Below are 25,914 nucleotides of genomic sequence, written 5' to 3'. Positions count from 1 at the left end.
GCCCCAGCTCGCTCTTTTCCCGGGGCATTTCAGCCCCGATATCTCCGGCTCGTTCTCGCGATTCTCTGCGCCGCTCATTCTGCTGCGGAATTTCCTTGATACGTGCCCGCATCGAGGAAGGTTCTGCATGAACCGCACGCGTACCGATCGCACACGCTCCACTCGCACGTACGACCGTTTCGGGGGAAGTTCCGCCCCGAAGCGCTCCGGTGGCCCGCGCCGCTCCGGCGGCTACGGGAACCGGCAGTCCGCGCAGGGTGAGTTCGCGCTGCCGAAGACGGTCACGCCCGCGTTGCCCGCGGTCGAGTCGTTCGCCGCGCTCGACATGCCGGCGCCCCTGCTCAGCACGCTCGCCCGGGAAGGCGTGACCGTGCCGTTCCCGATCCAGGGCGCGACCCTGCCGAACTCGCTGGCCGGCCGTGACGTGCTCGGCCGCGGCCGCACCGGGTCGGGCAAGACCCTCGCCTTCGGCCTCGCGGTCCTGGCCCGTACGGCGGGCCGGCGTGCCGAGCCGCGTCGGCCGCTGGCGCTGGTCCTCGTCCCCACCCGCGAGCTGGCCCAGCAGGTGACCGACGCGCTCGCTCCCTACGCCCGCTCCGTGGGCCTGCGGCTCGCCACCGTCGTCGGCGGGATGTCCCTCGGCAGGCAGGCCGGTGCGCTGCGCAGCGGCGCCGAGGTGGTCGTCGCCACGCCCGGCCGGCTCAAGGACCTCATCGACCGCGGCGACTGCCGGCTCGTCGACGTCGGCATCACGGTGCTCGACGAGGCCGACCAGATGACCGACATGGGCTTCATGCCCCAGGTCACCGCCCTGCTCGACCAGGTGGGCCCCGATGGCCAGCGGATGCTGTTCTCGGCCACCCTGGACCGCAACGTCGACCTGCTGGTCCGCCGCTACCTGACCGATCCGGTGGTGCACTCCGTCGACCCGTCCGCCGGTGCCGTCACCACGATGGAGCACCACGTGCTGCACGTGCACGACGCGGACAAGCACCGCACGACCACGGAGATCGCGGCGCGGGACGGCCGGGTCATCATGTTCCTGGACACCAAGCACGCCGTGGACCGGCTGACCAAGCACCTGCTGAACAGCGGTGTCCGCGCCGGGGCCCTGCACGGCGGCCGGTCCCAGCCGCAGCGCACCCGGACGCTGGCGCAGTTCAAGGACGGTCACGTCACCGTCCTGGTGGCCACCAACGTCGCGGCCCGCGGCATCCACGTCGACAGCCTCGACCTGGTCGTCAACGTGGACCCGCCCAGCGACCACAAGGACTACCTGCACCGTGGCGGCCGTACGGCCCGTGCCGGCGAGTCCGGCAGCGTCGTCACCCTCGTGACCCCGGACCAGCGCCGCGGCATGACCCGGCTGATGGCGTCCGCCGGCATCACCCCGCAGGTCACCCCGGTCCGCTCGGGCGAGGCCGAGCTGAGCCGCATCACGGGCGCCCAGGCGCCCTCCGGTGTCCCGGTGGTCATCACCGTGCCCGTCGCCGAGAGCGTCCGCCGCACGTCCTCGCCGTCCCGGAGCCGCCGGGGCCGCGGTGGCTCGGGCCGGCCCGCCGGCGCGGCAGGCGGCCGCAGGGCCCCGCGACGGACCGGCAACGAGTCGGCCGCGTAGGACCGCCGGACCGGGGCCCGTGGGGCTTCCAGGGGCCCTGGAAGCCGCTGCGGTGCGGGCGTGTCGCACGCCGCGGCGGTACGGGCCTATCGCTGCCGCCGTGGTACGGGCGTATCGCCGCCGCTCGGTACCGGCGTATCGCCGCCGTTGTGGTACGCGGCTCGCCGTCTCGCGCCGGTCCGTCCCGCCCCGGGCGGCCGGTGCCCCTCCCCCCACTTCTCCCCTGTGAGGCACCATGCGCTGTGTCATCGCCCGGTACCCGTTCGACCTGACCAAGACCGAGGTCGTGGCCTCGATGAAGGGCATCAGACCCGAGCTGCTCACGGACGGCTGCGAGTCCGTGACCATCGGCCGCCGCCGCTACCCCGTCAAGCAGGTGGGCGAGGTCATCACGCGGCAGGACCGCCGTGACTTCACCGCCGGCGAGATCACCCGGGCCATGAAGCGCCTCGGCTTCACCTGTCACGAGCGGCCCGAGCCCGAGCCCGTGAGCGGCTCCACCCCGCTCCAGACGGCGTCCGCGCTGCTCGGCGGAGCCACGTCGCTCCAGACGGCGCCCGCGCTGCTCGGCGGAGCCACGTCGCTCCAGACGGCGCCCGCGCTGCTCGGCGGACCCACTCGGCTCCAGGCCGCGTCCGCGCTGCTCGGCGGCGCCGGTTCCGTGGCCGTCTGAGGACGGCGGGCAACCGCCCGCGGAAACCTTTCGGGGCCCTGCCGACCCAGGTCGGCAGGGCCCCGTCGCCATGTCACCGTCCGGTCAGGGCCCGTCGGCCGGGGAACGCGGTGCGGGCGGCGTCCCGCCCGTCACCGGTCGAAGTAGCTGACGTCGCCCACGGTCCATGCGCTGACGTCCTTGATCGCGACCCGGTACATACCGCCCGTCTCCGGGATCCCCAGGCTGCCCTGAAGGATCCGGGCGAGGTGGAAGTGCAGATGCGTGGGCGCCTCGCCGCGTCCGGTCCGGTGCTCCCGTGGTGTCCGCGCGAAGACGTCGGAGAACGGGCCGAGGCGGTCCGAGTCCTTCAGGACCTCGGCCACCCGCTCCCGCCAGACGGCCTCCGGAGCCAGCCGGCCGGTGATGACGGCACCGCCGACGACCACGGTCAGCGCCATCTGATTGCTTCGCTCGGACTCCACCGCGGCGGAAATGGCGACGAGCAGCTCATCAGGGTTCGACATGACAGCAGAGCCTATTCGCCCTTCCGGCCCCCGAACCTCCCGCCGGGCGGTAAACCGGCCCGCGGACGGGGCGGGAGACCTCCCGGGCCGGGTGCCGGGACCCCAGCGTCGCAGGCTTCTTCCACCGCCGGAAGAGTGAAAACTTATCTGACGAGTGGAGAATTTCCGCTCGGTGTGGGTATGCTTCTGCTCGTAGACACGGTCGGAGAAGGACCGCCAGACAGGAACTGGCGGTCGGCTGGACAGGAAGTACGCAGGTCACCGTCGGCAGTGCCGGGTCGGCACAGCAGTGGGACCGGCGGATGGTGTTGAATTCCCCTCAGGGCCCCGGTGCCACACGGCACCGGGGCCCTCGACGCGTTGCACAGCGAGGTGACATGACATCGGACAACCCCCTGAATGATCGTCTGGACGACGACGACTACCCGGCGTACACGATGGGCCGGGCGGCCGAGATGCTCGGCACCACCCCGGCCTTCCTCCGGGCCATCGGCGAGGCCCGGCTGATCACACCGCTGCGCTCGGAGGGGGGACACCGCCGGTACTCCCGCTACCAGCTGCGGATCGCCGCCCGCGCCCGCGAACTCGTCGACCAGGGGACCCCGATCGAGGCCGCGTGCCGCATCGTCATCCTGGAGGACCAACTGGAGGAGGCCCAGCGCATCAACGCCGAGTACCGCCGGGCCGCCGGCGAGACGGCGGGCGGCCCGGGCCCCGGTACCGGCCGTGGCCCCGGTACCGGCCCCGGTTCCGACTTCCGCTGAAGCAGCCGAAGAGGACGTCGTCCGGCCCGGCCCGCGTCGCGGTGACCCGGGCCGGGCGCGGGCACCGGTTCAGCTGCGTTCGAAGAACTCCACCTCGGCCAGGGCCAGATGACGGCCCGCGGTCAGGTCCACGGCCGAGCGCAGGACCAGCCGTACCTCCGTGACGTCGCTGATCCCGGTGGCGATCGTCTGCGGACCGGGCTTGTCGCTGAGCGTGATGTCCTTGTGGTGCCGCTCGCCGTCCCGCGTCGTCACCTCCAGGTCCATCCGGAGCGCGCGGGCCTCGCGGGCGTACGCCTCCGGGGTCTTGGACGCGCCGTTGACGATGATCAGGTCGACCAGCCGGAACGGCTTGCCGAAGGTGTACGTCACCGACGCGCCCGGTGCGGGAGCGCCCCAGTAGTGGTTGCTCAGCCCGTCCGTGGTGTTGGTCGCCGGGTGTCCCGGCACCGCGGCGCTCGCCCTGGTGGACGTGGGCGTCACGGGCCTGGGCTTGCCCAGCTTGTCCCGGGTGTCCTCGAACAGGGCGCGGCCGGCCGGCAGCAGCAGGAAGCCGCCCGCGCACAGCGCCGCCACCACGGCCAGGATCACCACGAGCCGCACCGCCCGGCCCGAACCCGCCCGCACCCGGCGGCGCAGCGGCCACACGGTCCGCCACCACGGCAGCGGGGCGGGCTTCTCGGCGGGGGTCAGCTCCGCCGCGCAGCGCCGGCAGAACCGGCGCCCCGGCTGGTTGGCCGTACCGCAGGCGGGGCAGGGCACGCCCGTCACCTCGTCGTCCGGCACCGCCACGGGGCGTACGACGGGACGCTGGGCCACCGGCTTCGCGGGCTGGACGGGCATGACCGGCGGTACGGCGGAGGCCGGCGGGGCCGGCGCTACGGGAGGTACGGCGGATACCGGAGGTGCCGGCGATACCGGACGTGCCGGAGATGCCGGGGGTACCGGCGGTACCGAGGGCGCGCGGTCCTGGGCCGGTTCCTTGGGAGCGGGGGCCCTCGGAGGCCGCGGGGGCGGCGAGGATTCCGCGGGCTTCGGTGTCTGCCGGGACTCCGGGGACTCCCGGCGCTTCGGTGTCTGCCGGGACTCCGGAGACTCCCGGCGCTTCGGTGTCTGCCGGGACTCCGGGGACTCACGGCGCTTCGGCGCGGCCGGGGTTCCCGGTGCGCGGGTTCCCCTTCCGGCGGGCTTGTCCTCGGGCGCCGGGGGCGTCGTCTCCCGGCGCCGGGCGGGAGCCGCGTCGGCCGCGGGGCGAGCGCCCCCTGCCTCCCGGGTGTCCGGCACAATCTGAGTATCCGAGGTTTCCCGGGAGTTCGTCCGGGCCGGACCCGACACAACCGGAGGCTCGGCGGACGTAGACGCCGAAGTTGACGGTGCCGGTGTCGGAGGAGGAGGCGGAGGCTCGGCGGCCGGGCCCGGGGAATCCGCGACCGGAGCCGGCGAGTCGGCGCCCGGGGCCGGGCTGGTGTCCGACCAGCCCAGATACGCGCCGCAGTTGCCGCAGAAGTCGTCCGTCAGACCGTTGGACGCCCCGCACGAGGGACACGCGCGCACGACGTCACCTCCCTTCGCCGGCGGGCGGGCCGGGCAGGATCTCCACCCGGCAGACGGTGTGCGCCGGGCACATGGCCCGGACGATCTCGTGGACCCTGTCCGGGTCCACCTCGGCCGCGCGCTCCGGCCACACCCGGACCACGGGCCCGGCGGGCGACGCCGGCGGCAGATCGGCGCCGGGCGTGCTCGACCAGGCGGCGCCGCCGTCCCCGGTCACCTCGGCGCCCACGCCGAGCACGAGCCGCAGGCCCTCGACCAGGCCGCGGGCGGTGCCGCGCCACCGGTGCAGCTCCATCGCGCGCACGACCGCCTCGCGCCGCAGCTCCGCCGGCCACCGCGGGTCGTCGGCGGCGCCCACCCAGGACGCCAGCCAGGCCAGGAAGTCGACCGGCGTCACCCGCGGGTCGAGGTAGGCGGACAGGTTGTCGAGCGTGGTGAACACCGGCGCGAGGACGGTGTCGAGGCCGGCGGTGAACCGCTGCGCGAAGTCGTCGTCGGCGTACAGCGCCGGCAGTTGCGCACCGATCGGGTACCGGCTCGGCAGGCCGGGTACGGCGGCGCGGCTCATGCCCGTCCTCCCGGCTCGGCCGCCGTGACGACCACCTGGTGCTGGTAGGAGAAGACCAGCGCGCCCGGGGCCACGTCGATGCGGTCCGTCGGCGCGCCGCGCCGGCCGGTGATCGGGTCGGCGGGGAACAGCCGGATCTCCTCCACCAGCGCGTCCCGGGCCGCGCGCTGCAGCACGCCGAACACCTCGCCGTACTGCACCGGCCGGCCGAACGGCCACCCGGTGCCGTCCGGGCCGCCGTGCAGCGGGTTGAGGTGCCGGAACAGCGCGGCGAGCGCCGCGTCGCGCACCCGGTCGGTGGCGCCCGGTGCCGCCACGAGCCGGGCCACCACGGTGACGCCCTGGTAGACCGGCGGTTCCACCACCAGGCGGGTGCCGATCAGCCTCCGCTCGTCCAGGCTCGCGGTGATCGCCTGGAGCACCTGGTCGGAGGGGATCAGCTGCTCGAAGCGGAGCCGGTCGTCGCCCTCGTCGGCCACCGCGTCCGGCACCACCAGGACCCGTACCGCGCCCGCGCCGTCCGCGGCGGGCAGGCACCGCACCCGGCGCACCGAGGGCGCGGCCTGCCGGCTGATGATCTCGTAGTCCTCGGCGGTCACCGCGCGCTCCTGCATCCGCAGCGCCTCGGGTGCCCGCAGCTTGGCATTCTCGACGGTCTCCCCGGCGACCCCGCCGCGCGCCGCCTCCCGGTTGGTGACCCGGGCGACGTACGGGACGGAGCTGCGCAGCACGGAGATCGCGCCGCGGGCGACGTTGCCTTCCGGGCCGCCGCCGGTGCGGTAGCGGGCCACCCGCACCTGGGCGCCCTTGGGCGGCACGGCGCCGCACTGGCGCAGCGTGCCGTCCGGTTCGCGCAGCGCCGGCGGGAAGCTGAACTCGCCGGTGGTGGCGTCGACCCGGACGTGCCGGTCGGCGGGCCCGGAGCGGCCGAAGTGCTCGACCAGCTCCCAGCGCTGCCAGCCCTCGGCCGCGGAGACCTCCACGACCGGAAGCTCGCGGTCCAGGAGGACCGGCGGGCGGCCGAGCCGGAACGTCTGCCCGGGCACTCCCTCGGAGGTGCCGAGCGGTACGTCGGTCACGGTCTCGGCGTGCTCGACGGTCATGGTGCCGCCCACGGTGAACACCGACGCCTCGCGGACCGTCGGGGACTCGGAGTAGAACGGCTGGCCCGGCTCCGGTGCGGTGACGCGGCAGCGCAGCCAGCCGGCCCGGGTGCCGCCGATCACCGACGCCGTGTGCCCGGCCGGCACGTACACGATGATCTCGCCGGGCCGGTTCAGGCCGCCGGTGGTGTCCGTGCCGGTCTCGCACACCCGCCAGCCGCCGCCGTCCCACGCCTCCCAGGCCAGCGGGGGCTGGCGCGGGTCCACGCCGACGCCCTCCACGCGGCTGTCCAGGCGGACGGCGACGATACAGCCGGGCACCGCCGTCGGCAGGCCGAACAGCAGCGCGTCGCCCGGTTCCGGCGCGGCCTGGAAGCAGGGGATGTCGCGGCCCTCGGCGAGCGTCCCGGTCCGGTCGGTCTGCTCGCCGCTGCGGTACGCGGTCACCAGGCGGGTCAGCTCGCTGGGCACGATGTTCAGGTGATCGGTGGTCGTGAACACCACGGCCTCGTCGGTCTCACCGGGCGTGGTGGTCACCTCGGTGCCCGCGGGCAGCGCCACCGTGTCGGGCTGCGGCGCCGACAGCCAGAAGTCCGCCTCGGCCACGGCCGCGGCCGGCGGGAACAGGCGGATGCCCAGCAGGTCGAGGAAGGCGGTGTAGTTCTTGTCCGGGACGCGGTTCAGCCGGTACAGCAACTGGTCCACGAGGTAGGCGAACGTCTCGATCAGGGTGACGCCGGGGTCGGAGACGTTGTGGTCGGTCCACTCCGGGGCGCGCTGCTGCACGTACCGCTTCGCCTCGTCGACGAGTTGCTGGAACCGCCGGTCGTCCAGGTTCGGGGAGGGCAGGGCCATCAGTCCGCGAGCACATCCTCGGCCCCCTCCTCGGAGGGGATGGTGTAGAAGGGAAAGACCAGATTGCGCCGGTCGTTGGTGGAACGCACCGTGTAGTGCACGTCGATGTAGAGGGTGCCGTCCTCGACGGCGTCGAAGGCGACCGCCACGTCCTCCACGGCGATGCGCGGCTCCCAGCGTTCGAGGGCCTCGCGCACCTGCTGCGCGATCCGGCCGGCGGTGGCGCCGTCGCCGGGCGCGAAGACGTAGTCGTGGATGCCGCAGCCGAACTCGGGGCGCATGGGGCGCTCGCCGGGCGCGGTGCCGAGCACCAGGCGGATCGCCTCCTCGATCTCCCGGTCCCGTTCGACCATGGCGATGCCGCCGGTCGGCCCGACCCGCAGCGGGAAGGCCCAGCCGCGGCCGATGAACCGCTCGCTCATCACACACCTCCGATCAGGACGTTCAGGGCGCCGGTCAGGACCGTCGCGCCGCACGCGGTCCGGTCGCGCGCCCGCGCGGCCGGCAGCCCGCCGATGAGGACCGCGCCCGCGACCATGGCGGCCGGGTTGGGCAGGATCACGTTGGCCGGGCCGGTGGCCGCGTGCGGCGGCATCGGGCAGGTGTGCAGGCTGCCCACGACGGCGGCGGGCCGGCCGCCGATCAGCACGCGGGCCACGGACGCGGCGGCGCCGGGCGGCGGGGTGGCGATCACCCCGCCGTGGTCGGTGGGGTCACCGGTACGGGCTGCGGCCGGCATGGGCGCTCCTCGGGAGTCGGACGGGTCGGGGGACGGGGGCGGGGGTCAGTTGATCCGGATGAGCCTGGCCTTCAGGACGCCCAGCAGGCCGCCGTCGACGGTGACGTCCGAGCTGCCGGTGACGCTCACCGAGCGGCCGCCGACCTTCACCCCGACCCGGCCCTGGATGTCCACGTTGCGGCCCGACACGCTCACGTCGCCCCGGCCCGCGTCCAGGGTGATGCCGTCGCGGTCGAGCAGGACGGAGGTGAGGGCCTGCCGTCCCTTCCCGGAGTACACGGTCAGCTCGATCCGGTCCCGCCGGTCGTCGAGGAAGACTTCGAGGCGCTCGTCACCGGTCCGGAGCCGGAGACCGGACGGACCCGGCGCCCGCGCGTCCAGCAGTTCCACCCGGTGCCCCGAACGGGACACGAAGGAACGGCGGTTGACCCGGCCGGTGGTCTGGTCGACCAGCGGCACGTCGTGCGGGGACGGCTTGTCCACGCCGTTGTAGAGCCCGCCGATGACGTACGGGCTGTCCAGCAGCCCCTGTTCGAAGCCGACCAGGACCTCGTCGTTGACCTCGGGGCTCACCACGCCGCCGCCGCCCTTGCCGCCCCACTGCACGGAGCGCACCCAGTCGGTGGTGTACGTGTCGTCCAGCCAGGGGAACTTCAGCCTCACCGCGCCGCTCTCGGCGCCGCCCGGCTCCCGCACGTCCGTCACCACGCCGATCGCCAGCCCCGGCATGCGCGGTCCCCGGCTCGGCGCGTTGGCACCGGTGACCAGGCCGGCCAGCGAGCGGTCCGGGCTGGCGCTCACCCACACCGTCGTCCGGTACCCGCCGTGCGGCTCCAGGACGTGCTGCACGGCCGTCGCCGTGTACTTGCCCGAGAACGCCTGCCCGACGTTGCCGAGCGTCACCGGCTTGCCCGCCCGCAGCCGCGGGTTGCCCTCGGCCACCGCCTCCAGGTCGCCGAAACCCGCGCTGACCTGGGCGGCCACGGCGTCCGCGACCGCCGTCGTCTCCGCCTGCGTGCGGTACGGCGTGTCCGTGACGGTCAGTTTCACCGCCTTGCCGAAGCGGGCGGCGAAGGCCGGGCTCAGGCCAGGCACCACCGTGTCGCTGTCCACCGACGGCTGGCGGGCCACCAGCGGACGCTTCGTGGTGACGTCCCAGCCGCGCACCTCGACCTGCGACGCGCCGTCCGCGGCCGACAGCGAGGCCCGCAGCGCCAGCAGGTTCCGTCCGTACTCCAGCACCATGGGGTTGCGGGTGGCCGGGGTCGACGGCGCCGGCGCCCCGGACGCCTTCCGCGGCCGGGTGAACTGGAGCAGCCCCTCGTCGTCGACGCGCACCTGGGCGCCGCTCTCGGCCGCCAGGTACTGCAGGAAGTCCCAGTCGGACACGTTCGCCTGCGACAGCTGCCGGTAGGTGACCGGCGCCGCCTCCACGGTCCCGCAGGCCAGCCCGGCCCCGGCGGCCACCTTGCGGACGATCGCCGCGGCCGTCATGTTCCGGTACGCCACCACCTTGCGGCCCCGCTGGAGGCGGTGGGCCTTGGAGTAGGCGCGCACCACCGTGAAGGAGCCGGTGCGGTCCCGGTCCACCTCCAGGGCCGTCACCTCGCCGTTGAACAGCCGCTCGCGGGCCTGCCCGGACACGGTCACCACCGACACCCGCAGCGGGGTGCCGATGGTGATGCCGACCGCCCGCAGGAACTCGTGGTCGGGGTCGCGGAAGGTGAGCTGTGCCGTGTCCGGCAGCCCCACGTTCTCGTCCACCACGCAGCTGACCAACTGGGCGGCCCAGACCGGTGGAAGCTCGCCGGGCGTCTCGATGACGGGGTCCGCCGCGAACGACCGGCCGCCCCGAGCCTCGGGTGTGGTCACCGCTCCTCCTCACCGCCCGCGTCCCGCAGCCCCGGCACCACCAGTTCGGTGCCGGGCACGAGCGCCATCGGGTCGTCGATTCCGTTCGCCTCCGCGATGACCCGCCAGGCCGTCGCGTCGCCGTACTCCCGCCAGGCCAGCATGGCCAGGCTGTCGCCCGCCACCACGGTGTGCGTGCTGCGTGCGGTGCGCGCGCCGGAGGTCGGGTTCTGGCCCGGCGGGTCGACGCTCGCCTCCTCGATGGACAGCGCGCAGGTGGCCCGCAGCGGCTTGCCGTCCACGTCGAACAGGGTGTACGTCACCGAAAGGCTGGAGAGCACGCCGTCGAACGAGGTCGTCCGCGCGGTGCCCCACTCGAACCGCACCCACGGGCTGGCCGGCTTCTTGCGGCCCAGGCTGGCCGGGGTCGGCACGCACGCCTTCATCAGCTTCTCCACCGCCTGCTCCACGGAGTTGTCGTGGGTGGCGGTGGCGTCCAGGAACACCTCCAGGCTCAGCTCGCGCGGACCGCTGCCGACGAACTCGGGCAGCGCCGACTGCCCGGCCATCCGGGACGGGGTGCGCCGCCACTCGGTGGTCTTGCGCAGCTCCAGGGTGGAGGGGTTGAACTGGAGGTCGAGCCGGGCGATCGTGCCGCCGGGCTTGGCGCCGACGGAGGTCGGGGGCTCCTTCAGGGTGAGCTGGGCCCGGGCCCGGCTGGAGCGGACGCCTGGAGCCATGCCGGAACCTCCTTTCCGTGCGGCGGGTGCGGGGTGGAACGGTCGTCGTGGGCGGTGCGGGGCGGGAGCGGTCGGGTACGGCGGGTCAGGACCAGCGCAGACCCTCGTGGGCGATCTCCAGGGTCTCCACGGCCGGTTCGGAGCTGCTCGGGTCGAAGGACGGCCCCTGCCAGCGCACCGGGACGATACCGGCCACCTGCCAGCTGATGATCGGGGTCATGTCCGGCCTCAGCGCCACGATCTCGCCGTCCTTGGGTTCCACCCGCTTCAGCGTCTCGTCGAGCCAGCGGCCGATCTTCGCCGTGTCGGCGGTGACCGGCCGGGTGAGCGTGATGTTCGACCAGGTCACCCGCCCCGGGAGCTGCCAGGTGAAACCGTTGTTGCCGCCCTCGGCGTAGGTCTCCATCTCGACCTCGGCGCCCATGCCCGAGCAGGTGTTGAAAGCACCCAGGTCGCTGCCGCCGATCGCGAGCCGGAAGAACACGCTCGTCGCGAAGATGCTGTCCGTCATCCGTCCGTCATCCGTTCCCTGACCTCATTGGTTCCTGTTCCCGTCCGTCGCGTGGCCTCAGCGGCGCCCGTCGTGGGGGCGCCCCGTGCGTTCCCGGCCGCGCCGCAGTTCGGCGCGCAGCAGCCGGGCCACCGGGTCGAGCAGACGGCGCGCCAGGTCGTCCAGGTCGAGACCGGGATCCGGTGCGGTTGCCGGTTCGGTGTGCCGGGCCGCGGTCTTGCCGGTGGTGGAGGCGGTACCGGACACGGACGCCGACCGGGGGCGGTTGCGGCCCGGCGTGGTCCCGGCCGACGTGTCCGGGCGTACGGCGTCACCGGCGCCGGTGCGCTGCACCGAGGGCGCCGTCCGGCCGTTCGGACCGGCGCTCGTGCGCCGGACCACGGGCACGGTCACCGCCGGTGCCGGTGCCGGCACGACCGGCGGGCGGTCGGCGAGCGGCGGGGCCTGCGGGGCGGTCACCGGCAGCGGCCGCGCCGGTACGGCACCGGACGGGGCGGGCGCCCCGAACGCGGGTGCCGGCGGCCGGGGCGGGGCGGGCCGGACGACCGGGACCCGCTGGACGGAGGGCGCGGACGCGGGCACGGCGGCCCGCGCCTCCCGGACCGCCGGGGCGTGGGCCGCGGAGGCCGTCTGGCCGTGGGCGACGGGGCCCGCGTGACCGTGGGCCACGGGACCTGCCTGACCGTATGTCACGGGGCTTGCCGGGGCATGGGCGTGGGCCACGGGGCCTGCCGGGCCGTGGGGCCCCGGGTCCGCCGGGCCGGGGGCTCGCCGGGTGTCCGCTCCGTGGGACCTCGGGCTGCCCGGTCCGGGGGCGGCCGGGCTCCCCGGCGCGGGGTGTGCGGCCGCGGCCCGCTGGACGTGGGGCGGCACCGGGGCGCCCGTGGACCGGCGCGGCACCGGGTGCGCGGACCCGGGGCCCGGCTGCGGGGTGCCCGGGGCGGGGACGGGGTCCGGCCGGGCCGGACCGGTGGCGCGGGCGACGGTTGGTGTGCCGGGCCAGCGCGCCGCCACCACGGGGCGGGTGGGGCGGGCGGCCGCCGGTGCGGCGCCTTCCGGGAGCCGGGTGCTCAGGGTGAGCGGGCGCGCGGCGAGCAGCGAGAGGGTGCGGGACGCCGTCGCGGCGGGGCGCGCCGCGGAGCGGGTCACGGTGAGCGGGGGCGCGTCGGCCGCGCCCGGGGCCCGGACACCCGGGGTTCCGCCGGTTCCCGTGGTCCCCGGCGTGCCGCCGGCCACGGACCGGGCGACGACGACCGGGACCGGGGCGGTGGTGCCCCGCTCGGGCCGTCCGCCGGGCACCGGGCCGGTGCCGGACGCCGTGCCGGGCCGCCGCGCGTGGCCCGCCCCGCCCGCCGTGCCGACGGCGGGCGCCGGTTCGGCTGCCCGGGACGCGGTGGCCGGGGCCGGTGTCACCAGCGGCGTGGCGGGGCCGTCCGTGTGCCGCACGGGATCCGCCGGCGCGGGGGTGCCGGCCGCGAGACGGCGCTGTACCCCGGCCGTCCCCAGCAAGGGGGCGTCCGGCCCGTTTCCGCCCGTCGCGGGGGACGCGGGCCCGGACGGTGTCCGGCCGGGAGGTGCCGTGGCCGGCGACGCCGCCGGAGCGGCACCGGAGGGCCGGTCCTCGCGTCGTACCGGAGCGGTCCGGTCGCCCGGACCGGACGCGGCGGCATCCGGCAGGCCGGCGGTCGGCGGCAGCGCGGGCAGCGGCGCGCCCAGGCCGCCGCGCGCGCGGGCCCCGGCGCGCCGGCCGGTACCGGACGGTGGAGTCGCAGGGGCCGGTGCGGCCGGGCCGTTCGCGGCACCGCGCGCCGGGCCCGGCGTTCCGCCGCCGTGCGGTCCCGAGGTGCCGGCCGGATCGTCGGCGCGGCGCTGGACGACGGGGAGCGCGGGGCCGGACGCGGCACCGGTCGCGGGAGTGCGCTGCGCCACGGGGGCGTCCTGGGCCAACGGCACGGCCGTGGGCGGCAGTTCGGTCAGCGGAGCACCGAGCGGCGCACGGCTGGGCGCGCCCTGCGCCGGGGCGGCCGGGGGCGTGCTCGTCCCGGCCGGCGCGGACGGGGCGGTCGGGGCGGCGGGCGCGGTCGCTGCGGGGCGGCCGGGTGCGTCGGGGGCCGCGCCGGGAGCCGGGGTGGCGGCGGGCGCGGAGGCGGGTGCGGGCGGGGCGGCGGGCCGCAGGGCGGTGACGCGGCGCACGGGTGCCGGGCGCCGGGCGACGGTCAGCGACGGCCCTGCCGGGCGGGGCCGGACGGCCGGGCGGGACGTGCCGGCGTCCGGGGTTTCCGTCGCGGTCTGCCGGGCGGCCGGGCCGGACGGGGTCCGCCCGCCGCTGCCGGCCGGGGGCCGGGCGCCGGGTCCGGCCACGGTCCGCTCGGCGGCGGGCCGGGCCACGGCTCCGCCGGCGACCGTGCCGGGGACCACCGCCACCCGTCGTACCAGCGGGATCGCGGGGGCAGGCGGCCGGTGGCCGGGACCGGCGGACGCGGGCGTGACGACCGGGCCGGTGCCCGGCTCGGCCGCCCGCTGGACGGCGGGGGACGAGGCGGACAGCACGGCGGGAGAGTCCGCGGACGTGATGCCGCGGCTGGGCGGAGCCTCGCCCTGGCGGCCCTTTGCTCCGCTGCCGCCGGGACGCGCCACCACGGGCCGCGCACCGGAGTCCGCGTCCGCACCGGCGGAACCGGCACGGGACGGCCGTACGACCGGAGCGGCCGGACCGGACGACGCCGGACCGGGCGATGGCTGGACGGACGGCGCGCGCTCTGCCGGAGCGGCCCGGCGCGAGGACGTGGACGTGGACGCGCGGGCGCCCGACGGCCGTCCGGAGCCGCCCGCCGCCCCGGCAGAGCGTGCGCCGCCCTGCGGTCCGTCCGCCGCCTCGGGGACCTCGGCGCCCGCCGGCCGCAGCGCCCGCAGCAGCAGCGGGCCGCCGCCGGCCGGGGCGGCCTGCGGTGTGGCGGGCCGGGCGACGCCGCGCACCAGGCCGGGCGGGGCCGTGGGCAGCAGGGCGTGGCCGAGGCCGGCGTCGAACGACGGGTTCTGCCAGGAGGCGAGGCGCGCGCGGAAGGCGAGACCGTCGCTGACTCCGAGCGGAGCGCGGGAGACGGTGAGGTCCGGCGGTGCCGTACGGCGCCAGCCGCCGTCCCAGTCGCCGGGCACGGTGGCGGCCGGGACGCCGGACACGCCGTGGTCCGGGCCCGTGCCGTTCCCGCCGCCGGCCGCGGACGCGCCGGGAGTGCCGGCCGTACCGTCGGCGGCGGACGGTACGGCGGCCCGGCGGCGCAGCCTGTCCCGCCATGCCATGTGCTCAGCCGCCTTCGTTCACGCGGATGTTGATACGGGCGATCTCGGCCACCCATTGCCGCCGCTCGTCGTGGGTCAGATCGAGGATCTCCTCACGCGCCCAGTGGAAGTGGTAGGCGATGTACGCGATCTCCTCCCGGAGCCGGGGAAGGGCGTACGTCACGATTCCCCCAGGCGCCCACCCGAGAGGTCGACCTCGAAGCCGCCCTCGCAGTGCGGGCAGGTCACCGCGGCCCGGGTGTGGCCCTCGCTGTTGACGCGGCGGTAGAAGTCCTGGAGGAAGGCCACGTCGGTGGCGTACATCCGCTCCACGATCCCGGCGTGCACGTCGGTGATGGAGCCGAGCCGGGTGATCACCTGGCTCAGCAGCACCACGCTCAGGTACGCCGGGTTCTCCTTGACCCGCAGGTCGATCTGGGGCCGCAGCTCGTCCCGGGCCGTCGCCAGGCGCATCGTGCCGTGCCGGTGCACCGTGCCCGCCTCGTCGACGTAGCCGCGCGGCAGCTCGAACTCGAACTCGGTGCGCAGCCCGCCCTCCTCCCGGGGCGGCGGGACGGGCGCGGGGGCGGGAGCAGGCGCGGCGGCAGGAGAAGGTGCCGCCGGCTGCTCGGTTCCCTGGGCGGGCGTCGTGAGCTGGAGGATCTCGTCCAGGTTGCCCGCCGTCACCGTACGGCGCCTCATTCGACGACGATCTCCTCGAACACGATCGTGACGGACTCGGTGGCCGCCGCCGACTCGCCCGCCTTCAGGGACGGGCCCTCCCACTTGGAGGCCCAGCCCTGCATGAGCTGGATACGGCGGACCGTGTTGCCCTCGGTGTCCTTGATCTCGATGGTGAGGTTCTGGCGCGCGGTGTTCACGGCGCCGTTGTTCAGCGTCTCCTTGATCCACTTGGTGAACTCGCTGCTCTGGTCGAGTCCCCGGGTGATCGTGATCTCGCCTGCCTGCCGGCCGCCGGGCTGCTTGCGGATGATCTGCTTGCCCTCGGCGGTGACCTGCTTGACCTCGACGACGTCCTCCTCGACGGTCAGTCCGCTGATCTCCTGGATCGACTCGACCAGGTAGCCACCGAGCTGCACGCCGAAGACGTGGGTGGAAAGAGCATCGCCCGTTGCCATGACTGTCTGTCACCTTCCGTTGCTGACCCGCGGGTCACTGGTCTGGCTCGTCTCACTCGTCGATGAGACTGGTGCTGTCGGAGAACTGGGCCAGCCGGAACACCACGAACTCCGCGGGCTTGACCGGGGAGACACCGATCTCGCAGACGACCCGGCCCTGGTCGATGGACTCCTGCGGGTTGTTGTCGCGGTCGCACTTGACGTAGAACGCCTCTTCGGCGGTGCGGCCGAACAGCGCGCCCCGGCGCCACTCCTCGGTGAGGAACGCCGTGACGTTGCGCCGGATGCTCGACCAGAGCCGGTCGTCGTTCGGCTCGAAGACCACCCACTGGGTGCCCAGGAGGATCGACTCCTCCAGGTAGTTGAACAGCCGGCGCACGTTCAGGTAGCGCCAGGCCGGGTCGGAGGAGAGGGTGCGGGCGCCCCACACCCGGATGCCCCGGCCGGGGAAGGCCCGTACGCAGTTCACGCCGATCGGGTTGAGCAGGTCCTGCTCGCCCTTGCTGAGCCGCAGCTCCAGGTCGACCGCGCCGCGGATCACCTCGTTGGCGGGCGCCTTGTGCACACCGCGCTCGGCGTCGCTGCGCGCCCACACGCCGGCGATGTGACCGCTCGGCGGGACGGTGACGTTGCGTCCGACGGCCGGGTCGAAGACCCGCACCCACGGGTAGTAGAGGGTCGCGTAGCGCGAGTCGTAGCCCGCCTCGTCGTTGCGCCAGGTGCGCGCCTGCTGGGCGGTGAGCCCGGGCGGGGTGTCCAGGACCGCGACCCGGTCGCCCATCTGCTCGCAGTGCGAGATGACGGCGAGCTGTACGGTGCGCACGCCCTCGGCGTCGATGTCGCCGCGCTGGTAGGCGCTCATCAGGTCCGGCACCGCGACCATGGTGATCTCGTCGATGGTCTCCAGGCCGCCGAACCCGGTGCGGGCGCCGGCGTCGCCGACGTACTCGGCCGGGTCCAGCCGGGACACCTCGCCGGACGCGGGAGCGGCGGGCACGGCCGGCGCGTCGGCCAGCGCCACGGTCTGGTTGGCGGGCCTGCTCTGCGCGGCGCCCTGCTGCTCGGCGACCTCGATCAGCCGGGAGGCACGGACCTGGGTGACCAGGTAGCCCTTGACGTTCTTGCGGGTGGAGGCCTCGTACGTCTCCGCGACCTGGTCGCCCTGGCGGACCAGCAGCTTGAAGCGGTCCTCCGGCGGGTTCTCGCCGTCCGCGTCGGCGATCTCCACCGACACTCCGGACGCGCCCGGCCGGGCCGTGACCAGGAAGCCGCCCAGCTCCAGGGGCTGCGCCGTCTTGGCCTCCCGCCGCCGGTCGGTGCCGGCCGCCGGGGCGGAGGCGTCCTCGGCGGAGCCGCCGATGCGCACCACGTACGCGGCGCCGCCGCCGTTGGCGAAGTAGCCGTAGACCGCGTGGGCGAGGTAGGTGCCCTCGGTGAAGTTGCCGAACAGCTGGGTGTACTGGTCCCAACTGGTGACCAGGGTCGGCGTGTGGAACGGCCCGGTCGCGGCGAACCCGACGAACGCGGCGACGGCGGTGCCTACCCCCTCGATGGGCCGGGCACCGGACTGCACCTCCTCCACGTACACGCCCGGGGTGAGGTACGTCGGCATGCTCGCTCCTTCGGGGTTCTTGCTGGTGGGTCACGTGTGTCCAGGGCGAGTCTCACCGGCGGTCCGCCCGCCCGGAAAGGGACGCGCGGCCCCGACCGGGGGCAGGAACGCTGCCTTTCCCTGCCCGCGCGGACCGCCCGGTTGCCACCGTGACTTGCCCCCGCCCTGCCCGTATGGACCTGGACGCCCCGTCCGGCCCCGAGATGCACTGGGGCCGCAGCGGGGATGCGCGACGAGGAGGCAGCAGATGCGGACGTCCAGGCCGCGCGCCGAGCAGGCCGGTGACGAGCCGTCGGCCCACCGCGCCGCGACCGGCCGCAAGGCGTCCGCCGGCGGCGCCGCCGCACCTCCCCCGCTCACCGCCGAGGCCCTGCGCGCGGCCCAGAGCAGCGCGGGCAACGCGGCGGTCACCGGCATGATCGCCCGCCGCGCGCGCTCCGCACCCGCCCCGGAGCAACAGGACACCGGCGTGCACGACGTGCTGCGCTCGGCCGGCAAACCCCTCGCGGCACCGGTGCGCCACGACATGGAGTCCCGCTTCGGCACGGACTTCTCCGACGTGCGCCTGCACACCGGCGCGGCCGCCGCCCGCTCGGCCCGGTCCATCGGAGCGCGCGCCTACACCTCGGGCAGCCATGTCGTCATCGGCGACGGCGGCGGCGACAAGCACACCCTGGCCCACGAACTCACCCATGTCGTCCAGCAGCGCCAGGGCCCGGTCTCGGGCACCGACCACGGCGACGGACTGCGGATCAGCGACCCCGGCGACCGTTTCGAACGCGAGGCGGAGGCCAACGCCTCCCGGGTGATGCGCGCACCGGCCGGACCGCGGGAGGCGGCTCCCCGGGCCGCACAGCGGACGGCGGCGGGCGGACCGGTCCAGCGGGCCGGCGGCGCACCGGAGTTCGGCAAGAGTTTCGCCGGCCCCTCCATCGGTGTGGAGAGCGAGCTGGGCGGCTTCGTCTGCGCCCTCCCGGAGTCGGCGAGCCGGACCTTCGCCTATGTGAAGTCGGCCGCCACGGGCGATCCGCTGGTGATGGTCACCAAGGACATGGCCCAGGGCCCCTACCGCAATCCGCTGCCCGGCGCGACGGCCGCGCGGGGCAGGTGGCTGGTGCACACGGTGGAGCTGGTCACCTACCCCTCGCTCATGAGCGACGACGCGCAGACCGCCGGCCGGAACCTCGCCGTGCAGTTCCTCCTCGATCACTTCAGGTCCCACCTCGCCACCCGCAATCACCAGCCGCTGGAGGCCGTGACCAGCCCGGACGGCCAGTTCGTGCTGGAGGTGACGAGCCCGGTGCACATCCTGGCGAGCGGGAACGGCTCCCAGGCCGACGCACCGCCCTCGGTCTCCATGCCGGCCGGCGGGCAGCAGGCCACCATGGGCATCAAGGCGAAGGACTTCGGCACCGGCGCCACGGACGAGGTGCGGCTGCTGGAATCCGCGCCCTGGTACCAGCCCGAGCGCAGGAACTACGCGCTGGAGCGGCTCCAGGGCGGCAAGCCGGCCGCGCAGGACGCCGACAGCGTGGCCAACGTGTACGCGTATCTCGCCTCCGTCATCGCGTTCACGGCGAACCTGATCGTCCGGTTCGCCCTGCCCATGGACGGCTACGAGCCCGAGGGCGCGCAGCAGGCCCAGGGACTGACCGATCCGCAGGTCAAGAACCAGTGGAAGATCCTGCCGCGGACCAAGCCCAGCCTCATGCTCGGCACCCTGCAGCCGCAGGACAAGAGCGCGGCCCAGGCACTCCTCCGCGAGACCGCCCCCGCCGGGGACGCGGCCGCCTGGACCGCCGCCAGGAACTACATCCTCTACGGCAACGAGGTGGCGGGGCACGGCATCAACGACGCGACCGTCGGCGGGGAGAGCGCCGCCCTCTTCGAGTTCCGGGAGATCCCGGACCAGCTGAAGAAGTACGCGCCGAAGGAGCCGGAGAACGCGGTCGCGGTGAGCGACCCGCTGGCGGAACTCGGCACCGGCCGCGCCGCCGGCGTCCGGGAGATCAACGCCTTCCTCCAGGACGCGGGCCACCAGGCCGCCTTCAAGGAGTGGTACGGCGAGACCTTCGACAAGCACCGCGACAAGCCGCCGGCGCGGGTCGTCACCCTCGCGGCGGCGAATCAGAAAGCCATGTGGATCATGGTGCAGCACCCCGACAAGTGGCAGCAGATCAAGCGGAACGCCACGGGCTGAGGCAGGCGGGCGGCACCCGGCCGCCCCGCCCGCCCCTCACGCGCCGACCGCCTCCGCCAGGTACGGCCCGAACTCGCTCTCCAGGACCAGCCGGCCCAGCTTGCGGTACTCCTGCGCCACCGCCGTGACCACCTGCCGCATGGTGAGCGGCGCCCCGGACTCCGCCGCGAGGTAGGCCGCGGTCACCGCGCAGGCCCGGATCGAGCCGCCGGCCAGTTCGAAGCGGTCCGCGCAGAAGGCGAGGTCGAGGTCGCCGGCGCGCGGCAGCCGGTCGCCCAGGCAGCGTTCCCACAGGGCGAGGCGCTGGGTGGCGTCGGGCACGGGGAAGTCCGCCACCACGTCCAGCCGGCGGGTGAACGCCTCGTCCAGGTTGGCCCGCAGGTTGGTGGTCAGCACCGCGATGCCGTCGAACGACTCCATGCGCTGGAGCAGGTACGCCGACTCGATGTTGGCGTGCCGGTCGTGGGCGTCCTTCACCTCGGAGCGCTTGCCGAAGATGGCGTCGGCCTCGTCGAAGAGCAGCACGGCGTTGACCGCCGACGCCTCGGTGAAGATCCGCTCCAGGTTCTTCTCGGTCTCCCCCACGTACTTGTCGACCACCGTCGACAGGTCCACCACGTACAGGTCCATGCCCAGATCCGCGGCGACGACCTCGGCGGACATGGTCTTGCCGGTGCCCGACTCGCCCGCGAACAGCGCGATCACGCCCCGCCCCCGCCCGCCGCCGGGCCGCATCCCCCACTGCCCGAGCACCTGGTCGCGGTGGCGGGCCCGCAGCGCCAGTTCGCGCAGCCGCCGGTGGGTGAGCGGCGGGAGCACCAGGTCGTCCCAGCCGACCGCCGCCTCCACCCGGCGGGCGAGCCGGTCGAGCCCCGCGCCGTTCTGCGCCCGTACGGCGGTGCGCAGGTCGTCGGGCCGGACCGGGCGGTCCTCCAGGGCGGCCGTGCGCACCGCCACGTCGGCGGCGCGGCGCAACTGGCCCGCGTCCAGGCGGTGCGCGGCCACCGCCAGGGCCAGCGCCCCGGCGTCACCGGTCGTCGCGCCGTCGCCGGCGGCCCGCTCCAGGGCGTGCCGCCAGCGCGCGGCCTGCCGCTCGGCGGAGGGCGCGGGCACGGTCAGGACGACAGGCGTGTCGGCCGCCCAGGCCGGGTCCCAGCCGACGCCGCCGTGGGTCAGCAGCGGGACGCCGCGCAGCGCCGTGTGCACGGCCCGCAGGGTGCGGGCCCGTTCGGCGGGTTCCCCGGGCAGCGCCTCCAGCGGGCCGAGCACCACGCCCGCACCGGTCAGCCGGGCCTCCAGCGCGGCCACCCGCGCCAGCTCCGGGACCTCGGCCGGGCGCCGGGCGAGGGCCGCCGCGTCCAGGGCGAGCGGGCGCAGTCCGGCCGCGCGCAGGGCCGCGGTGGCCAGGCCCTCGGCATCGCCGCCCCGGCCGCGCAGATGGACCAGGCCGGTGCCGGCCGCGGCCGCCGCCCGGCGGACCTCCGCCGCCTCGGCGGTCGGGTCCTCGCGGGCCTCGTCGAGCACACCGGCGAGCCGGGCGTCCGGCCGGGTGTCGCCCAGCAGGTGCGCGGTGACCCGGTCGGGGACCACCAGGACCCGGGACAGCGGCGGGCGATCCGGCTCGGTGACCTCCAGCAGGCCGCCCGCGAGCAGCGGCGCTCCGGGAGCGAGCCGGAACCGGGCGGGTGCCGCACCGGTGAGCCCGCACAGCTCCAGGGCGAGGCCGACCGTGGGGCGGCGGCGCGTCAGGTCGTCGTTGAGGTAGCCGTAGAGCTGCTCGAACCGCGCGTCCAGGTCGGGGGCGACCGCGATCAGCAGCAGGTCCAGGTCCAGCGCCGACAGCCCGAACCGCGCGGCGAGCGCGCCGAGCACGGAACCGGGCGGCGGCTGCCAGGGGTCGTGGGCGGGTACGTCGAGTCCGCCCGGCGCCCCGAGGATGCGGGCCGCCGCCTCCGGGGTGAGGTACTGGCCCCGGTACGGGTCGTCGGGGTCGGGATCGACGGCCTGCCGTCCGGCCACCGCCCGCCGCACCCGCTCCTCGACCGCCCGCAGCCGCGCCCACAGGTGCTCGGCATGGGCACCGCCGGGAGCGGCGGAGGGATCGGTGCCGGTGCCGGGCTCGGCCTCGGTTGTGGGCTCGGCCCCGGTGGAGAGGGTGGCCTCGGGGGCGGGTTCGGCCTCGGTCATCGTGCGTCGTCCGGTGGTGTGCTGCTCGGTCCGTTCGGTGGTGCGGGTCACGGCTGGCGGTCTCCCCGGTGGCGGCGGCGGGCCGGGGCCGGGCGCCGGTCGCGGGGACCGGCGAAGCCCTCCGGGCCCGGGTCCCCGACCTCCGTGTAGCGCAGCCGGCGCCCCGGTTCCGCTTCCGCGCCCTCACGCCGGACGGCGGAGCGTACGACGAGTCCTTCGGTGACCGGCGGCGCGACGGCCGTGACCACCCCGGCGAGCGGCGCCCGCACCCGCACCGCGAGCGACGCCTTCAGCTCCCCGCCGAGCGCCGACCACACGTCGGCGGGCGCCGGCAGGTCGCCCTCGGTCCCGGCGATGTCCAGCGCCACGGTCAGGCCCAGCTCGGCGAGCGTGCCGGTGAGCAGCCGCGCGGGCAGGGTGTCGGCGGCCACCAGGCAGGCGAGCGCCTGGGAGAGCAGCCGGTGTTCGTCCTGCGGGCGGTTCGCCCACGCCGTGACCAGGTACGTCAGGTCGAACCAGCGGGGCGGGGTGCGCCGCGCCACGAGCTGCCCCTCCGCGTCGTACACCTCCCCGGCGCCGCTGCCGCGCCGGGTCGCGTCCTCCCGGATGTCGTACAGGAAGACGCAGACCGTCGGGCCGCTGCGGCGGGCGGCCCAGTCCCGGGTGGGCGCGTCGAAGACCACCTCGACGCCCGACGCCTCCAGCCCGGACTCGCCGAGCAGCCGGCGCAGCCCCTCGTCGACCTCGTGGATCACCGGCGGGTCACCTCGTCGGGCGGCTGCACGCTGCCGCTGACCACCAGGAAGTCCGTCTTCACCGGGGAGAAGCCGGGGCCCCTTGCGGTGATGGTGCGCGGCCCGGTCTGGTCCTTGGCGAGGATGAGGAGCTGGCCGATGAACGTGCCGTCCGGCTTGGGCACGGTCGGCGCCGCCGCCGCGGTGATCCCCGGCTTCCAGACGAACCGCACCGGCACGCCCGGCGGGAAGTCCTTGCCGCGCACGGAGGTGACGAACCCGGGCCGGCCGATCTCCGGCACGGCGATGATGCGCGGCTGGAGGATGCGCAGCCGCTGCCGGGCGGTGTTGTCGGCGCGGTCGGCGTCCGTCCCGGTGGTGGTGAGGACGCCGGTCACCCGGCCGGTCAGCGCCTTGTCGGGGCTGAGGACGACCCGTACGACGGTGCTCGCGCCCGGCGCCAGGTCCGGCAGCGCGCACACCCAGGAGGCGTCGCAGCCCGGCGGCGGCCCGTTGTTCGGGATCTGCGCGGGCAGTCCGATGCGCAGCCGCAGTCCGGTGGCCAGCGCGTTGCGGCCGTTGCGCACGGTGTACGTCACCACGACCCGCCCGCCGACGTAGCCGGGGTTCGGCTGGGCCGTGACGCGCACGCCGGGTCCGGCCTCGGGGGCCGGCGGCTGCGGCGGCACGGTGGGGGGCACGGTGGGCGGCGGGGTCGGGGCCGGCGGGGCCGGCACCGGCGGAGGCGTGGGCGTCGGCGTGGGGGTCGGTGTCGGGGTCGGGGCCGGCGGGGCCGTGCGCACCGGCACCACGGTCCGGCCCGCGTTGTCGTTGGGGTGCGGGTCGAGGACCGTACCGGTGACCGACCAGTCCACCGGCGCGTCACCCGCGACGTCGCCCGTGAGGGTGACGTTCACGGGAACGGACGTGCCGGGCGGCACCACCCCGACGTCGCACTGGAGGGCGGTGGCGTCACAGGTGCCGCCGCGCCGGGTGATGTGGGTGACGCGCACGCCGGGCGGCGGGGCGATGGTCAGACGGGTGCCGGGCGAAGCCGCGGGGCCGTTGTTCACGACGTCGACGCGGACCGTGGCGGAGCCGCCGACGGTCAGCTCGGGCAGGGTGCCCGGCGCCCGGACGGCGAGGTCCACGGACTGCTGGACGCTGGGCTCCTTCTGCCGGCCCGGCAGGTCGTTCGTGAGCTTGGTCAGCTTGCCGGAGGCGATGTCCAGCAGCTTCAGCTTCTCGGGGGAGTTGACCGGACGGTTCGGGCGCGTGCTGATCACCAGCGCCTTGCCGTCGGCCGTCCAGGCGGCGTCCCGCGGCTGGAACGGACCGGTGGCCTCCGGGACCTCCCGGCGGCAGGCGTTGGGCACGTCACGGCCGGTGGCGGGCATCAGCACCCGGCAGTCGGCGCCGGACAGGGACGTCAGCAGGATGCCGGCGTGCTCGTCGATCCGGCCGCCGCCGTTCTTGCGGTTGAAGGCGATGCTCCGGCCGTCCGGGGAGAACGCCGGGCTGTCGTCGATGACCTGGCAGTCGCCCGGGCAGATCGCGGCGCTCAGGTCGCGCTGCCGGGCCAGGTCGCGCACGGGCACGGTCCAGATGTGCTTGTTGCCGCCGCCCCCGCCGATCACCTGGTTGCGGGTGAAGGCCAGGGTGGTGCCGTCGGCGGACCAGGTGGGCTGGGCGTCCTGGCCCTGGAGCTGCCCGGCCGGCGGGACGACCTCGCCGGTGATCGCGCCGGTGGCGGCGTCGGCGATGAGGATGCGGCTGGCTCCCGCGTTCTCCCCCGTCCCGCCCGGCGACGTCCGGGTGAAGGCGAGGTACCTGCCGTCCGGGGAGAGCGCCGGGTCGGTGTCCCAGTCGCGCGGGCCGCGGCCGGCGAGCGGCAGGGCCACCTCGTGGCTGCCGTCGGCGTCCGCCATCCAGATCCGCTCGATCCGGTTGCCCTTGGTGCCCTCGAAACGGGTCACGACGATCCGGCGGCCGTCCGGGGTGTAGCTCTGCCGCTCGGTCCACGGGTCGTAGTCGGCCCGGGGCCTGAACAGCGGGTCCTTCGCGGCATCGGTGTTGGTGTCGGCCTCGGGGTCCTCGTCCAGGATCGTCAGCCCCAGGTCGCGGGGGTCGGAGCCGTCGGTGCGGATGTCCTGCAGCGTCACCTCGTGCGGGCCGGCCGCCGAGATGTGCTCCACCACCGCGCGGCCGCCGTCGAGCGGGCCGAGCCAGGTGGCCGAGCCGACCTCGCGGTTCTCGTTGAGCACCAGCCCCGGGGTCCCGGTGGCGTGCGCGGTCGTCCGGAACACGTGGTCCCAGTCGCCCTCGCACTGGCAGGTGATCTCCGGGCTCAGGAACAGCAGTTGGTTCCCGTCGGGCAGCCAGGACGCCGTGTGGGCGCGCCACTGCTCCCGGTCGCCGCCGAGCAGCGGCCCGTCGGTGGTCCCGGTGGTCCCGTCCGTCACGCGCAGCCGGGGCCCGCCCGTTCCGGTCGCGGTGTACGCGATGAGGTCCCGGTGCTCGGTGTCGCCGACCGGGTTCCACACCGGCTCGGTGGCCGCGCCGTTCACGGGGTGGGTGACCTGGGTCGGGGTGCCGCCGGCCAGGAGCCGTACGTAGACCTGCGCGCCGCCCGGCGAACCGGTGTCGCAGGAGTACGCCAGGCGCGTGCCGTCCGGTGAGACGGTCGGGTGCTCCTCGTCGTCCGGGGTGTGGGTCAACTGGGACAGACCGGTGCCGTCGGTGTGGACCAGCCACAGGTCGCGCTGCGTGCCGCCGTCCCGGCCGCCGGGCGCGGCGGCGTCGAAGACCACGGACAGGCCGTCCGGGGTCAGCCGGGGGTTCGCCGCGTCCATCCCCCAGGTCAGGCGGCTCACGGAACCGTCGGCGGACCGCAGGTACACCTGCGGCTTCGGCTCGTCGCGGCGGCTCGCGAAGACCATCTGGTCGTCGAGGGCGGCCGGCTGGACGTCGAAGTGGGCCAGCCGCCCGCCGAACAGCGGCGCGCTGGTGGTGGTGCCGGTGACCGCGCCGAGACTGCGGTGCCGGGTGCCGGCGTAGGCGACCCGGGTCTCCGTGGCGTCGGCCACCCGCGCCACGGGGGCGGTGCTGTCCTGCCGGGCGGCCGCGGTCGCCCCCAGCAGCGGGATCAGCAGCAGCGCGGACGCGCCGAGCCGCCCCAGGCGGTACCGTCCGCCGGGGCCAGCGGTTCCGATCACGGTTTCCCTCGCAGTCTGGTGCGGCATCGGATGTGTCCCCGCGCTCTGGTGCGGCATCCGGATGTG

The 25,914-nt window shown here is 75.5% G+C and carries 20 protein-coding genes and 1 pseudogene; 4 read left to right on the top strand and 17 right to left on the bottom strand.

All coding sequences use genetic code 11. The features are described from left to right. The first annotated feature begins 127 nt into the window (after positions 1-127). Together ACZ4SV_RS16910 and ACZ4SV_RS16905 are read left to right on the top strand one after the other, a co-directional pair. Positions 128-1,618 (top strand): DEAD/DEAH box helicase, encoded by a 1,491-nt coding sequence (locus ACZ4SV_RS16910; protein ID WP_468005070.1) that lies wholly within the window; start codon positions 128-130, stop codon positions 1,616-1,618. Positions 1,619-1,853: 235 nt separating this feature from the next. Beyond that, positions 1,854-2,159: pseudogene (locus tag ACZ4SV_RS16905) on the top strand (SCO5918 family protein); the annotation flags it as partial. A gap of 263 nt (positions 2,160-2,422) precedes the next feature. Here the strand turns inward: ACZ4SV_RS16905 and ACZ4SV_RS16900 are convergent. Then, positions 2,423-2,797: a hypothetical protein gene (locus ACZ4SV_RS16900; RefSeq protein WP_365880535.1), complete on the bottom strand. Its 375-nt coding sequence runs from the start codon at positions 2,795-2,797 to the stop codon at positions 2,423-2,425. 377 nt (positions 2,798-3,174) lie between these two features. On the opposite strand from ACZ4SV_RS16900, the gene ACZ4SV_RS16895 reads away from it, so the two are divergent. Beyond that, entirely contained in the window at positions 3,175-3,561 is a 387-nt protein-coding gene (locus tag ACZ4SV_RS16895; protein WP_468005068.1) for a MerR family transcriptional regulator, read from the top strand. A gap of 69 nt (positions 3,562-3,630) precedes the next feature. Here the strand turns inward: ACZ4SV_RS16895 and ACZ4SV_RS16890 are convergent, their stop codons facing one another. From ACZ4SV_RS16890 to ACZ4SV_RS16830, 13 genes are all read right to left on the bottom strand, one after another. Then, positions 3,631-4,404, bottom strand: a complete 774-nt coding sequence (locus ACZ4SV_RS16890; RefSeq protein ID WP_468005066.1) for an NADase-type glycan-binding domain-containing protein — start codon at positions 4,402-4,404, stop codon at positions 3,631-3,633. Positions 4,405-5,119: 715 nt separating this feature from the next. After that, on the bottom strand, positions 5,120-5,683 hold the full coding sequence (locus ACZ4SV_RS16885; RefSeq protein WP_397936351.1) for a phage tail protein: 564 nt from the start codon (positions 5,681-5,683) through the stop codon (positions 5,120-5,122). Next, positions 5,680-7,641 carry a putative baseplate assembly protein gene (locus tag ACZ4SV_RS16880; RefSeq protein WP_468005064.1) on the bottom strand — a complete coding sequence of 654 codons (1,962 nt, stop codon included), beginning with the start codon at positions 7,639-7,641 and terminating at the stop codon, positions 5,680-5,682. Before ACZ4SV_RS16880 ends, ACZ4SV_RS16885 begins: the two co-directional genes overlap by 4 nt. After that, positions 7,641-8,063 (bottom strand): GPW/gp25 family protein, encoded by a 423-nt coding sequence (locus ACZ4SV_RS16875; protein WP_365880525.1) that lies wholly within the window; start codon positions 8,061-8,063, stop codon positions 7,641-7,643. The genes ACZ4SV_RS16880 and ACZ4SV_RS16875 overlap by 1 nt, the downstream gene beginning before the upstream one ends. Beyond that, a complete protein-coding gene (locus tag ACZ4SV_RS16870) occupies positions 8,063-8,380 on the bottom strand; it encodes a PAAR domain-containing protein (protein WP_365880523.1) in 318 nt (105 codons plus the stop codon). Before ACZ4SV_RS16870 ends, ACZ4SV_RS16875 begins: the two co-directional genes overlap by 1 nt. A gap of 45 nt (positions 8,381-8,425) precedes the next feature. Continuing rightward, positions 8,426-10,252: a VgrG-related protein gene (locus ACZ4SV_RS16865; protein WP_468005062.1), complete on the bottom strand. Its 1,827-nt coding sequence runs from the start codon at positions 10,250-10,252 to the stop codon at positions 8,426-8,428. Next, positions 10,249-10,971 (bottom strand): CIS tube protein, encoded by a 723-nt coding sequence (locus ACZ4SV_RS16860; protein WP_365880519.1) that lies wholly within the window; start codon positions 10,969-10,971, stop codon positions 10,249-10,251. The genes ACZ4SV_RS16865 and ACZ4SV_RS16860 overlap by 4 nt, the downstream gene beginning before the upstream one ends. Positions 10,972-11,056: 85 nt before the next feature. Beyond that, positions 11,057-11,482 (bottom strand): phage tail protein, encoded by a 426-nt coding sequence (locus tag ACZ4SV_RS16855; protein ID WP_365880517.1) that lies wholly within the window; start codon positions 11,480-11,482, stop codon positions 11,057-11,059. 57 nt (positions 11,483-11,539) lie between these two features. Next, complete coding sequence (locus ACZ4SV_RS16850; RefSeq protein WP_468005059.1) at positions 11,540-14,782, bottom strand: hypothetical protein; 3,243 nt, start codon at positions 14,780-14,782, stop codon at positions 11,540-11,542. Positions 14,783-14,786: 4 nt separating this feature from the next. After that, on the bottom strand, positions 14,787-14,945 hold the full coding sequence (locus ACZ4SV_RS16845; RefSeq protein WP_365879720.1) for a DUF6760 family protein: 159 nt from the start codon (positions 14,943-14,945) through the stop codon (positions 14,787-14,789). Next, the gene (locus ACZ4SV_RS16840) at positions 14,942-15,463 is read right to left on the bottom strand and encodes a hypothetical protein (RefSeq protein ID WP_365879722.1); all 522 of its coding nucleotides are present in this window, start codon (positions 15,461-15,463) and stop codon (positions 14,942-14,944) included. Before ACZ4SV_RS16840 ends, ACZ4SV_RS16845 begins: the two co-directional genes overlap by 4 nt. Next, positions 15,460-15,900, bottom strand: a complete 441-nt coding sequence (locus ACZ4SV_RS16835; RefSeq protein WP_365879724.1) for a phage tail protein — start codon at positions 15,898-15,900, stop codon at positions 15,460-15,462. Before ACZ4SV_RS16835 ends, ACZ4SV_RS16840 begins: the two co-directional genes overlap by 4 nt. 52 nt (positions 15,901-15,952) lie before the next feature. Beyond that, complete coding sequence (locus ACZ4SV_RS16830) at positions 15,953-17,512, bottom strand: phage tail sheath family protein (protein WP_365879726.1); 1,560 nt, start codon at positions 17,510-17,512, stop codon at positions 15,953-15,955. Positions 17,513-17,759: 247 nt separating this feature from the next. Between ACZ4SV_RS16830 and ACZ4SV_RS16825 the strand changes: the two genes are divergently transcribed. Then, positions 17,760-19,712: an actin cross-linking domain-containing toxin gene (locus tag ACZ4SV_RS16825; protein ID WP_468005056.1), complete on the top strand. Its 1,953-nt coding sequence runs from the start codon at positions 17,760-17,762 to the stop codon at positions 19,710-19,712. 36 nt (positions 19,713-19,748) lie between these two features. Here the strand turns inward: ACZ4SV_RS16825 and ACZ4SV_RS16820 are convergent, their stop codons facing one another. Genes ACZ4SV_RS16820 through ACZ4SV_RS16810 form a run of 3 tightly spaced genes read right to left on the bottom strand, consistent with a single transcriptional unit; the run spans position 19,749 to position 25,848 of the window. After that, positions 19,749-21,899: an ATP-binding protein gene (locus ACZ4SV_RS16820; protein WP_468005347.1), complete on the bottom strand. Its 2,151-nt coding sequence runs from the start codon at positions 21,897-21,899 to the stop codon at positions 19,749-19,751. Between the two features lie 47 nt (positions 21,900-21,946). Then, the gene (locus ACZ4SV_RS16815; RefSeq protein WP_397936368.1) at positions 21,947-22,654 is read right to left on the bottom strand and encodes a Pvc16 family protein; all 708 of its coding nucleotides are present in this window, start codon (positions 22,652-22,654) and stop codon (positions 21,947-21,949) included. Continuing rightward, positions 22,651-25,848 (bottom strand): hypothetical protein, encoded by a 3,198-nt coding sequence (locus ACZ4SV_RS16810; RefSeq protein ID WP_468005053.1) that lies wholly within the window; start codon positions 25,846-25,848, stop codon positions 22,651-22,653. The genes ACZ4SV_RS16815 and ACZ4SV_RS16810 overlap by 4 nt, the downstream gene beginning before the upstream one ends. Positions 25,849-25,914: the final 66 nt, after the last annotated feature.

Source organism: Streptomyces sp. NPDC027672, from assembly GCF_055566335.1.
This window is presented reverse-complemented; position numbering and strand designations above follow the sequence as displayed.